Source organism: Sporofaciens sp. JLR.KK001 (assembly GCF_036941055.1).
Lineage (GTDB): Bacteria > Bacillota > Clostridia > Lachnospirales > Lachnospiraceae > Sporofaciens.
Genome location: NZ_JAYMNO010000001.1, coordinates 1,752,748 through 1,764,271, shown reverse-complemented (window position 1 = coordinate 1,764,271; position 11,524 = coordinate 1,752,748). Strand labels below are relative to the sequence as shown.

Here is an 11,524-nt window from a genome sequence, read left to right as displayed (position 1 = left end):
TTAGACTCACCTCCTATATCTTCTGAATGCACTGACTAACAACTGCTGCGGGAGCTCTGGATCCAAAAGCTCTGGGATCTCATCTGCCAACAGGTAATTCTGATCCTTCTGGCGCACTACCACCTGTCTTGCAGCGTCGATAAGCTTGCCTGGTTTCACATCGCGCGGACATCTCTCCACACATGCAAAACAAGAGAGACACTTCCATAATGACTTGGAATTCACCAGGCTCTCGATATCTTCATTGATCACATAGGATACAAACTGATGCGGTTTGATATCCATCTCGTTATAGGATGGGCAGGTTGCAGAACATTTGCCGCACTTCATGCATTTGAGCGGATTCACGCCGCTGATCTCCTTGATCAGCTCCGCCTGTTTCTTCTCGGAACTCATTACTTCTGCACCTCCTCTTTCACTTCTTCTTTTACGCCCAACGCTTCTGCCAGAAGCTCTGTAAAGTAGACGACCGGAAGTTTTGCTCCCGTACTCTTATTCAGATTATACAGGCAGAGCGGACATGCCGTCGTGAGCATCTCAGCTCCGAAACCTTCGGCGCTTGCCATGATCTTCTCGCACATTCCCTTGGACAGATCCTTCTCCTTTAAGGAAATGTAACCGCCGCAGCACTCGTTGCGGTATGGATATACTACCGGCTCTGCTCCGATGGCGCGTATGAACTCTTCAATGATCGCCGGATTCTCCGGATCGTCAAAGCTTAAGAGCTTGCTTGGGCGAAGGAGCAGGCAGCCGTAATATGCACCGATCTTCTTACCCGTCAGCGGATTCTTAACCTTCTTCTTCAATTCGTCAAATCCTACTCTGTCACGAAGGACTTCCAGGAAATGAAGAACCTCCGTCTCACCTGCGTAAGGCTCCTCAAGTTCCATGTAATTGTTCGCTCTGGTACGGATGTCCTCCACATTCTTCATATCATCATTGACACGTTTGATCACATGATGACATGCGGAACACATCGTTACGAGATCCTGTTCCTTCTCCTTCGCCGCATTCAGCGCACGAACGGAAGACAGCTTCGTCGCGATCTCGTCCGAACCAAGCGGATAGACCCCGCCGCAGCACTGCCAGTCTTCGATCTCTTCTAACTCGATTCCAAGCGCCGCTGCTGAAGCCCTCGCATAGACATCCAGATCCTTTGCCTTTGTTCTCAAAGTGCATCCCGGATAATAACTGTACTTCATAGTTCTCGCTGTCCTTTCTATAAATAATAATTTAAATTATAAACTTATAACTCGATCTGGGCAATAACTTCCTTCAGTGCATCCGCACTTGCCTTAAGCTTTTCTACCTCATCATCGGTCAGCGCCATCGGGATCTTGCCCTGGATACCGTTCGGCCCTACCAGCGCCAGCGTGCTTAAGCACACATCCTCGATACCGTATTCTCCGTGCATCATAGAAGATACTGTGGATACAGACTCGGAGGCAGACATCAGGATGCTGCATAATCTGCATACGCCTCTGGTTACCGCATAGAAGGTCGCACCCTTATTCGCAATGATCTTGCCGCCGGACTTCTGTACATAAGTAAGCATCGCATCCTTATCAAGCTCCTTGGCTTCCTTGCCAAGCTGCGGCATCATCTTCAGATAGTCGTCTACCGTAACGCCTGCAATACGTGCCGCCGACCATGGAATGAAGGAAGTATCCCCATGCTCGCCGAATACATATGCATGGATATTTCTCTGTGCTACTTTGAAATGTTCGGAAAGTCCGCAGCGAAGTCTTGCGGAATCTAAGACGGTTCCGGAACCGATAATCTGATTCTCCGGAATTCCTGAAATCTTCGTGAATACATAGGTCATGATATCAACCGGGTTGCTTACAATGATATAAAGCGCCTTCGGTGCCGCCTTTACAATCTCCGGTGTGATCTGCTTCAAGATATTAACATTGGTCTGTGTCAGTTCAATTCTTGTCTGGCCTGGCTTACGTGCGATTCCTGATGTGATGATTACAATATCAGAATCCTTCGCATCATCATAATCGCCCGCAATGATTGCTACAGGATCTCTGAAACAGGTTCCCTGCTCAATATCCATAACCTCGCCTTCTACCTTCTCCTTGTTGATGTCGATCATGACGATCTCGGACGCCATGTCCTCACCGGACAATGTGTACGCAATTGTGGCGCCTACGCTCCCGGCACCAATGATTGTGACTTTGCAGCTCATGTTTTCTTCTCCTTCTTTATGCATTTTACTGATTCTAGTATACTGTTCAACTCGTCCAAATATTCCAGTATACATGGCTTACAGAAATCCTGATATTCTGTCGTTTTCTGCCGCCGTCTTTATGTATCATAACACATTGATAATTAATTAACAAGCCTTTGTTTAGAGAAATTTGTACAATATTTTTTTAATCTTTTATTCATTTTGCCGAAAAAACACCGGCAGAAAAAGAGCCGCTTCCCCGTATTCAAAATACCGGAAAACAGCTCTCCTCTTGATCTCTGCTAATCTCTTACCTTATCGTTGTTGTTGTCCCTGTTAACATCATTATCCTCGCCGTCCAGAGCATCTCCCATATCATCCACGCCGTCGCGGATATCGTCGCCGATCTCGTCGGCTATATTGTCATTACCGTTGCGGTCCGTACCGTCGGTCGCACCGTTCGTATCGCTGCCGTTATTGGTACCGTTATTGGCTGCGTTGCCGTTGTTATCCGTCGCCGCATTGTTATTGGCAGCATTATCATCTGCATCATTGCTTCCGCAGGCCGTCATGCCAAGCATGGTGCCTGTGCACATAAGGATCAATACCATTCTTTTTAACTGTTTCATGTCTCTTCTCCCTTTCATGTATATTATCAATAATCAAGTAATACTTGTTGCTAGTAATATCTGCAAAAAGCAGGATAATATACTTGAAAAGTATTTTTGTCCATGGCATTTTTTTACAATAAAAATTATACCCTCTCTGCGATCTGCCCGCTGCGGTAAGCGGCAAGCAACACCTCCAGGTCTGCGATCTGTTCCCTGAGATCACGCCCTACGTCCGTATCTCCCACCAGCTTCCTCTCCAGCACGCGGTTTACGATCACACTGTCCGAATGAATATCGCTCTCCCTCTCTATCGCCGCTTCCGTCGACTCGAAGGGCTCATGCGCAACAAGGATCAGCCCGTAGGAATTCGAGATCAGAGTATAGCCCGCGATCCCCGTCTCCTTCTGATATGCCCGGGAGAATCCTCCGTCGATGACCATAACCTTGCCGTTACACTTGACCGGGCTCTCTCCGTTCTTGCTCTTGACAGGCACATGCCCGTTGATGATATGCGTCCCTTCCGCCGGAAGCCCGAATTCCTTAAGGATCCTGTTCACCACCTTCTCCTCCTCGAGAAGGCTGTAATATGGATTCTTCTTCTCCTTGTGCGTCTCCTTCTCTGCAAGGAAATACCGCTCAAACGTCGCCATCTTATCCTTGCCGAAAAGCGGCGACCCTTCGCTGAGCCAGATATACCACATCATATCCCTGCCGCGCTCCCTCTCCTTTGGGTCCAGCGCATGGAAACCCTTCCTTACATAGCTCTCCAGGATCTCATACAGACTCTTTCCCTTATAAGAATGCCCGTAGATGCGCACGGACTTAAGGCTTCCGTCCGCATTAAGCGGCACACAGCCATGGTACAGGAGATTATTGTTATAGACCTTATATAACGCCCCCTTATTCAACAGGAAACGCATATGCTTCTGAAGCTTCTCACAGTTCAGGAACGCCTGTTCCAGACGCTTCATGATATCTTCCTCTTCCCGCGTCAGGGCATACGGACGCTTCGGATCAATAGTCGGGAAATTCATATCCAGCATATCATAGGTCTTACCGTCAAGCTCTATGGTTCCCTTCTCATAATCAATGTGATGGAGCAGATTCCGATCATCCATCTTAAAGCCCGGATTCTTCTTGATGATCTGCCCTTCCACCTTGAACTGGATCACCGAGATTGCCTTGTGCATCTTGATATCAATCAGCATCTCGTTCTTGCCGTGTCCGGAATCCCCCTTCAATTGGAAACAACTGCACGGATCGTCCCTGTATGTATTCAAGGCAAAGGTTGCAAGGGGAAGCAGGTTGATTCCATAGCCTTCCTCCAGAATATCCAGATTGCCGTATCTTGCGCAGATGCGGATCACATTGGCGATACAACCTCTCTGGCCTGCCGCCGCTCCCATCCACAGCACATCATGATTGCCCCACTGGATGTCCACGGAATGATGTGCGATCAGCTTGTCCATGATAATATGCGGTCCCGGACCCCGGTCGTAGATATCCCCCACGATGTGCAGATGATCCACCGTAAGCCGCTGAATCAGCTCGCTTAAGGCAATAATGAATTCCTCCGCCCTTCCTATCTGGATGATCGTACTCACGATAGAATTGTAATAGGAATTCTTATCCGTCACATCCGCTTTCTCCGTGATCAGCTCTTCGATCACATAGGCAAAATCTTCCGGCAGAGACTTCCTCACCTTGGAACGGGTGTATTTGCTCGCCGCGCGCTTGCTGATCTTGATCAGCCGGTACAAGGTGATCTTGTACCAATCCTCCATGTTATCCTCTTCTTTCTTGATCCGCTCCATCTTCTCCTTCGGATAATAAATAAGAGTAGCAAGAGCCTGTTTGTTCTTGCTACTCATAGTATTCCCGAAGACATCATCGACTTTGCGGCGCACTGCACCCGAACCGTTCTTAAGCACATGGGAAAATGCCTCATATTCCCCGTGGATATCCGTAAGGAAATGCTCCGTTCCCTTGGGTAGGTTCAGAATCGCCTGGAGATTGATAATCTCCGTCGATGCCTTTGCGATGGTCGGATAAAGCTCTGAAAGTCTCTCCAGATAACGTACCTCAAGTTCTTTCATAGTTATCCTCCCTTGTATAGTATAAATATCTTCTTCTGCAAATCCATGCTCTGTGTTAAAACCGGATTAAAATCGAATCACATCCGACATATCGTACATCCCTGCCGGCTTCCCCGCCAGAAACTTCGCCGCCTCCACGGCGCCCTTGCCAAAGACTGCCTTAGAATACGCCGTATGCTTGAATTCTATGACCTCGTCCGCCCCTGCGAAGATCACCTCGTGCTCTCCCACGATGGTCCCTCCCCGAACTGCCGAGATCCCCATCTCCTTCTTATCGCGTTTCCTGCGCACCTGGCTCCTGTCATAGATATACTCATATCCATGATCCATCGCCTCATTAATGGAATCCGCCAACGCCAGTGCCGTCCCGCTCGGCGCGTCCACCTTCTGGTTATGGTGCCGCTCCACCAGCTCAATATCGAATCCCGCCGTGCCAAGCACCTTCGCCGCATCCTTCAGAATCTTCATCAGAAGATTGATCCCCAGGGACATATTGGCAGACTTAAGAACCGCCGTCTTCTGCGACGTCTCCTCTGCTATCCTGATCTGCTCCTCCGAAAGTCCTGTCGTACACAGCACGACAGGCACCTGTCTGTCAGCGCAATATTCAAGCAGTCCGTCTATCGCTCCCGCATTAGAGAAATCAATGATGACATCCGCCTCTACATCGCACTGGTCTATACATTCAAACACTGGGTAATCATTCTTGATCCCCGTATATGTGTCAATTCCCGCTACTAATTCTATCCCCTCATCGGCTCTGATAAGGCCTGTGATCACCTGCCCCATCCTGCCGTTGCATCCATGCATGACCGCACGTACCATCTTTTGTCCTCCTTAACTAAGGTAACGCCCCACCGGTTATACCAGCTTCAGCCCAAAGTCCTTCATTGCCCTGGCCAGAGACTCCTCGTGAACCTTGGTAAGCTCCGTAAGCGGCATGCGCAATCCTCCGCAATCCATACCGATCAACTGCATCGCCTTCTTCACCGGAATCGGATTCACCTCACAGAACAACTGATCCACCAACGGAAGTGCCCTAAGCTGTAATTCGGCGCTTCCCTTGACATCTCCCTCGAAGAACTTCTCACACATATCATGGGTCTCCCTGGGCGCAATATTCGATAATACCGAAATCACTCCCTTACCGCCCAGTGACAGAAGCGGAACGATCTGATCATCGTTGCCTGAATACAGGTCAATGTTACCGTCTGTGAGCGCCATGATCCTCGCCACCTGTCCGATGTTGCCGGAGGCTTCCTTGATCCCTACGATATTCTCTACATTATTGACCAGAGCCGCCACTGTTGCCGGTTCAATATTACATCCGGTACGGCTCGCCACGCTGTACATGATGATCGGCGTCTTCACTTCCTTCGCAACCGCGGTATAGTGTGCGATCAGTCCTGCCTGAGTCGCCTTATTATAATACGGAGTCACAAGCAATAGTCCGTCCGCGCCGTAGGATTCCGCTTCCCTGGACATCTCGACCGCCGTCCTTGTGCAGTTCGAACCTGTCCCCGCGATCACCGGTATCCGCCCCTTCGTCCGCTCGATCGTAAACTTCACGCACTCTAAATGCTCCTCTTCCGTCATCGTCGCAGACTCTCCGGTCGTTCCGCATATGATAATACTGTCCGTCCCGTTCTCACAGTGAAAATTGATCAACTCATCCAGTCTATCATAATCAATACTTTCATCTTCTTTGAATGGTGTGACAATCGCCACGCCGGCTCCTTTAAAAATAGCCATTCGTAATCCTCCTGACATTCATAATGATTTGATTCTAACATCAATCAAATATGATGTCAATGCAAGTTATTAATTCTCCAGACATTCCAGCTTGCTTACGGACACCTCATAGGCAACTCTTTTTTCTGTCTCAGTCTCTGTTAACTTCTTAATATATTCCCTGCTCTGAATCCTCCCAATGATCTGCACATGCTCGCCAACTTCAAAGCCCGACGCAAATCTGGCATTTCTTCCCCAGCAAATACACGGTATGTAGTCTGATTTCCCGTAAGGCCTGTTCACGGCAAGCAAAAGGTCTGCAATCTCCCTGCCAAGCGGCGTCTTCCGGTAGACAGGCAGCTTGCATATGTATCCGTCCAGGAATATATTATTCGTCTTCGCCCCGTCAAGCTCTTCCTCAATGAATTCCACTTCTCTCACAAACACAGACAGCACCAGCCGGTTCTTCTGTTCGTCATGCCGGTTGTAAGAGCGGAACTGCCCGCTCACCATAATGAACTCTCCGGTATAATCCTGCGATACATCGATCAGCCGCTCCGAGATCATCAACGGAATATTGTCCTCTGAATTACTTAGGCGCTTTACATGTACATCCACCATATAGAATCCCTCTCCGTATACTTCATGGCTGAAAATAAACGGGGACGCGATCTCTCCCATGATAGTCACCTGGTTGTTTTCAATAATCTTATCTGACATAATCTTATAATCTCCCTTCCTCTGAATCGTATTTTAAGTTGTCAGGCATTCCTGCTCTTTTTTGCAGGGTCAATACATAGTTTATGAGGCAAGTTCCCATTTTAGAACCAAAATACTTGTAAATTTTATAAAATATGGTAAACTAACGGATGAATAAAAATGGATGATAAGAGAAAAGGATGATGATATTAATATGAAGACGACACGTGAGGATGTAAGAAACATTGCGATCATTGCGCATGTAGACCATGGGAAGACGACCCTGGTGGATGAATTGTTAAAACAAAGCGGAGTGTTCCGGGAGAATCAGGCGGTAGAGGAGCGGGTCATGGACTCCAACGATATCGAGCGCGAGCGCGGCATCACGATTCTCTCTAAGAACACCGCTGTCTATTATAACGGAACGAAGATCAACATTATCGACACCCCCGGCCATGCGGACTTCGGCGGCGAGGTCGAGCGTGTCCTTAAGATGGTAAACGGTGTAGTACTTGTGGTGGACGCCTTCGAGGGTGCCATGCCGCAGACGAAATTCGTTTTGAGAAAGGCGCTGGAACTAAGCTTGCCCGTTATCGTATGCATCAACAAGATCGACCGTCCTGAGGCAAGACCCGACGAAGTGATCGACGAAGTGCTGGAGCTGTTCATGGATCTGGACGCCTCGGACGATCAGTTAGACTGCCCCTTCGTCTATGCGTCCGCCAAAGCCGGCGTTGCCGTACTGGATCTTACAGATGAAGAACGGGATATGAAGCCGCTCTTTGAGACGATCCTTGAATATATCCCCGCGCCGGAGGGCGACCCGGATGCGGATACCCAGGTATTGATCAGCACCATAGACTATAATGAATATGTGGGACGGATCGGCATCGGCAAGGTGGATAACGGCACGATCCGTGTCGGCATGGATGCGGTCGTCGTCAATGATCACGATCCGGACCGCCAGGAGAAGGTACGCATAAGCAAGCTGTATGAATTCGACGGACTGAACAAGGTTGATGTAAAAGAAGCCTCCATCGGTTCCATCGTAGCGATCTCAGGTATCTCTGATATCTCCATCGGCGATACTATCTGCTCGCCGGAGAATCCCAGAGCAATACCGTTCCAGAAGATCTCTGAACCTACTATAGCTATGCAGTTTATCGTCAACGACAGCCCGTTTGCCGGACTGGAAGGCAAATACGTCACCTCCCGCCATCTGCGCGACCGTCTGTTCCGGGAACTGAATACGGACGTAAGCCTCCGTGTGGAAGAGTCTGACAGCACAGACAGCTTCAAGGTATCCGGACGCGGGGAACTGCATCTGTCCGTACTGATCGAGAATATGCGCCGGGAAGGCTATGAATTCGCGGTCAGCAAGGCCGAAGTCCTGTATAAGAAGGATGAGAACGGCAAATTACTGGAACCCATGGAGACCGCCTACATCGATGTCCCCGATGAATTCACCGGAACCGTGATCGACAAACTAAGCCAGCGCAAAGGCGAATTACAGAACATGGGCGCGTCCAACGGCGGTTATACCCGTCTGGAATTCCTGATTCCTGCCAGAGGTCTGATCGGATACCGGGGTGAATTCTTGACCGATACCAAAGGAAACGGTATCATGAATACCGCCTTCGAGGGCTATGCCCCATATAAGGGTGATATCCAGTACCGCAAGAGCGGCTCCCTAATCGCATTCGAGACCGGAGAATCTGTCACTTACGGGCTTTTCAGCGCCCAGGAGCGCGGGATCCTCTTTATCGGACCCGGAGAGAAGGTGTATTCCGGCATGGTGATCGGTCAGAATGCCAAGACAGACGACATTGAAGTCAATATCTGTAAGACCAAGCATCTGACCAACACCCGTTCATCAAGTGCGGACGAAGCGCTGCGCCTGACACCGCCTAAGATCTTAAGCCTTGAGGAGGCGCTTGACTTTATCGACACGGATGAACTCCTGGAGGTCACTCCTAAGACGTTGAGGATCCGCAAGAAGATCCTTGATCCCAAGATGCGGAAGCGAGGAAACAGATCATGACATTTTTATGGATGTTAGAAGGGATCCGTACTCCCTTTTTAGACAGATTCATGCAGTTTGTCACATACTTCGGACAGGAGCTTATTATCATAGCGGTTATCTGCGCCCTCTACTGGTGCGCAGACAAGCGCTTTGCTTATCTGCTCGGCTTCACTTATTTTACTGCCGGCCTGTGCGTACAGACTCTTAAGATCACCTTCCGGATTCCCCGGCCCTGGATCCTGGACCCTGAATTCAAGGCGGTAGAAAGCGCCCTTCCCGGCGCCACAGGCTACTCCTTCCCAAGCGGCCACACCCAGGGAGCCACCTGTCTGTTCTTCCCCTTAGCCTTACGCATTTCCCAGGTCTGGGCGAAGGTTTTATGCGTACTTGCGTTCTTATGCATCGGATTCTCCAGGATGTATCTGGGATGCCATACTCCCAAGGACGTAATGGTATCTATGACACTCTCCATTCTCATCTCCTGTGTGATCTGGAGATACCGGGATGTGCTGTTGGAGGACAGACGTTATCTGCGGGTAATTGCCGCCGTGCTGGTCTGCCTGTCCCTTGCAGCCGCTGCTTATTCCCTGCTGCTCCTTAAGGACGGCGTCATAGAGACCAGATATGCTATGGACTGCTGTAAGGCCGCAGGCGCAGGACTTGGCTTTGCAGCAGGCTGGTATACCGAACGGACGAAGATTAATTTTGACCCGCATACCGGCAGTACCCAATCCAAGGTGATCCGGCTTCTTGCCGGGCTTGCCGCTGCCCTCCTGCTCAAAGAAAGTTTTTCTCTCATCTTCGGAAGTTCTATCTTGGCAAAAATGTCAGAATACTTTATACTAGTGTTATGGGTGCTTGTCATCTATCCATATATTTTCAGCAGATTACTCTCTCGAAATAAGCCGTTATAGAAGGAGGTTTCTATGCAGCAGGTCATAGCCAACATACTAAAAAAGATCACTGAGTTCCTTGAATTTGTCATCTCCATCATGCTTGCGCTCGGAATCATATTGCTCTGCTTTCGGATCGCCGTATCTTTAATCCATATCCCCAATCTTGAGGTCTGGCCCAACTACGACGACCTCCTGGAGAATTGCTTCAATCTGATCATCGGAGTGGAGCTGATCCGCATGATGTATTACCATACGCCCGATACGGTGTTCGAGGTGCTACTGTTTGCCATTGCCCGTCAGATCATCACCGATCACTCCTCCATCTGGGGCAGTTTGGTCGGCGTAAGCGCTATCGCGGTATTATTTGCCACAAGGAAATATCTCTTCTGTGAATTTGACATTTCCGATGCAATCATCTTCCGCGCCAGCGCCAGAGTGAAGTCCATCAATACTCTGCTTGGGATCAACATCCCATATGAGAATAACGACAGGCTTATGGACGTGCTGATCCGCTCCCTAGAATCCGAAAATCAAGTTCCCCGCGTAGGCGCCTGCGCTTACTTCACAGATGTTGGCCTCCGTGTCGCCAAACTCCATAATGAAAAAATTTCCAGAATTGAAGTAATTCGTTCTATACATTAGTAATCAAACGTGATATACTACATATATCAGATAGATCGCTAGTTTGACTAATAATTGTCAGACTAATCTTTTGAAATTGTTTCGAAAAGGAGTTGGACAGCATGAAGTTTATCATTATTGGAAAGAACATCGAAGTAACATCTGGATTAAGAGAAGCGGTGGAAAACAAATTGGGGAAGTTGGAGAGATATTTCACTCCGGATACAGAGATTCATGTTACCTTGAGTGTGCAGAAGGAACGCCAGAAGATTGAGGTAACCATTCCTGTGAAGGGCGATATCATCCGCTCGGAGCAGGAGAGCAATGATATGTATGTCTCCATCGACCTGGTAGAAGAGGTGATCGAACGCCAGCTTCGTAAGTATAAGAACAAACTGATCGCAAGGCATCAGGAGGGCGGCAACTTCAAGCATGAATTCTATGAAGGTGAAGACGTTGCCGAAGATGAGGGCGAGATCAGGATCGTCCGCACGAAAAAGTTCGGTTTCAAGCCTATGTATCCAGAGGATGCCTGCATACAGATGGATCTTCTCGGACATGACTTCTATGTATTCTGCAATGCGGAGACGGATGAGGTGAATGTGGTATACCGTAGGAAGAACGGGGCATTTGGATTGATTGAGCCGGAATTTTCATAGAGATTGAAAAGT

Annotated in this window: 12 protein-coding genes; 4 read left to right on the top strand and 8 right to left on the bottom strand. The window is 48.9% G+C overall.

Annotated features, from left to right (window positions below):
- Positions 1 to 6 precede the first annotated feature (6 nt).
- From VSQ62_RS09330 to VSQ62_RS09295, 8 genes are all read right to left on the bottom strand, one after another.
- On the bottom strand, positions 7 to 396 hold the full coding sequence (locus tag VSQ62_RS09330) for a 4Fe-4S dicluster domain-containing protein (RefSeq protein ID WP_334634511.1): 390 nt from the start codon (positions 394 to 396) through the stop codon (positions 7 to 9).
- The gene (locus tag VSQ62_RS09325) at positions 396 to 1,202 is read right to left on the bottom strand and encodes a CoB--CoM heterodisulfide reductase iron-sulfur subunit B family protein (protein ID WP_334634509.1); all 807 of its coding nucleotides are present in this window, start codon (positions 1,200 to 1,202) and stop codon (positions 396 to 398) included. Before VSQ62_RS09325 ends, VSQ62_RS09330 begins: the two co-directional genes overlap by 1 nt.
- A 44-nt stretch (positions 1,203 to 1,246) precedes the next feature.
- Positions 1,247 to 2,194, bottom strand: a complete 948-nt coding sequence (locus VSQ62_RS09320) for an L-lactate dehydrogenase (RefSeq protein WP_334634508.1) — start codon at positions 2,192 to 2,194, stop codon at positions 1,247 to 1,249.
- 284 nt (positions 2,195 to 2,478) lie between these two features.
- Positions 2,479 to 2,805, bottom strand: coding sequence for a hypothetical protein (locus tag VSQ62_RS09315; RefSeq protein ID WP_334634507.1), 327 nt, complete (start codon positions 2,803 to 2,805; stop codon positions 2,479 to 2,481).
- A gap of 125 nt (positions 2,806 to 2,930) precedes the next feature.
- The gene (locus VSQ62_RS09310) at positions 2,931 to 4,883 is read right to left on the bottom strand and encodes a fructose-1,6-bisphosphatase (RefSeq protein ID WP_334634506.1); all 1,953 of its coding nucleotides are present in this window, start codon (positions 4,881 to 4,883) and stop codon (positions 2,931 to 2,933) included.
- A gap of 66 nt (positions 4,884 to 4,949) precedes the next feature.
- Positions 4,950 to 5,708: a 4-hydroxy-tetrahydrodipicolinate reductase gene (gene dapB, locus VSQ62_RS09305; RefSeq protein ID WP_334634504.1), complete on the bottom strand. Its 759-nt coding sequence runs from the start codon at positions 5,706 to 5,708 to the stop codon at positions 4,950 to 4,952.
- 36 nt (positions 5,709 to 5,744) lie between these two features.
- Positions 5,745 to 6,635, bottom strand: coding sequence for a 4-hydroxy-tetrahydrodipicolinate synthase (gene dapA, locus VSQ62_RS09300; RefSeq protein ID WP_334634503.1), 891 nt, complete (start codon positions 6,633 to 6,635; stop codon positions 5,745 to 5,747).
- Between the two features lie 69 nt (positions 6,636 to 6,704).
- Entirely contained in the window at positions 6,705 to 7,334 is a 630-nt protein-coding gene (locus VSQ62_RS09295; protein ID WP_334634500.1) for a single-stranded DNA-binding protein, read from the bottom strand.
- Between the two features lie 193 nt (positions 7,335 to 7,527).
- Between VSQ62_RS09295 and typA the strand changes: the two genes are divergently transcribed.
- The 4 genes from typA (at position 7,528) to hpf (ending at position 11,512) form a co-directional block, all read left to right on the top strand.
- Positions 7,528 to 9,354 (top strand): translational GTPase TypA, encoded by a 1,827-nt coding sequence (gene typA, locus VSQ62_RS09290; RefSeq protein WP_334637613.1) that lies wholly within the window; start codon positions 7,528 to 7,530, stop codon positions 9,352 to 9,354.
- The gene (locus VSQ62_RS09285) at positions 9,351 to 10,250 is read left to right on the top strand and encodes a phosphatase PAP2 family protein (RefSeq protein ID WP_334634498.1); all 900 of its coding nucleotides are present in this window, start codon (positions 9,351 to 9,353) and stop codon (positions 10,248 to 10,250) included. The genes typA and VSQ62_RS09285 overlap by 4 nt, the downstream gene beginning before the upstream one ends.
- A gap of 12 nt (positions 10,251 to 10,262) precedes the next feature.
- A complete protein-coding gene (locus VSQ62_RS09280; protein WP_334634497.1) occupies positions 10,263 to 10,874 on the top strand; it encodes a transporter in 612 nt (203 codons plus the stop codon).
- A gap of 101 nt (positions 10,875 to 10,975) precedes the next feature.
- Complete coding sequence (gene hpf / locus VSQ62_RS09275; RefSeq protein ID WP_334634496.1) at positions 10,976 to 11,512, top strand: ribosome hibernation-promoting factor, HPF/YfiA family; 537 nt, start codon at positions 10,976 to 10,978, stop codon at positions 11,510 to 11,512.
- The last annotated feature ends 12 nt before the right edge of the window (positions 11,513 to 11,524 follow it).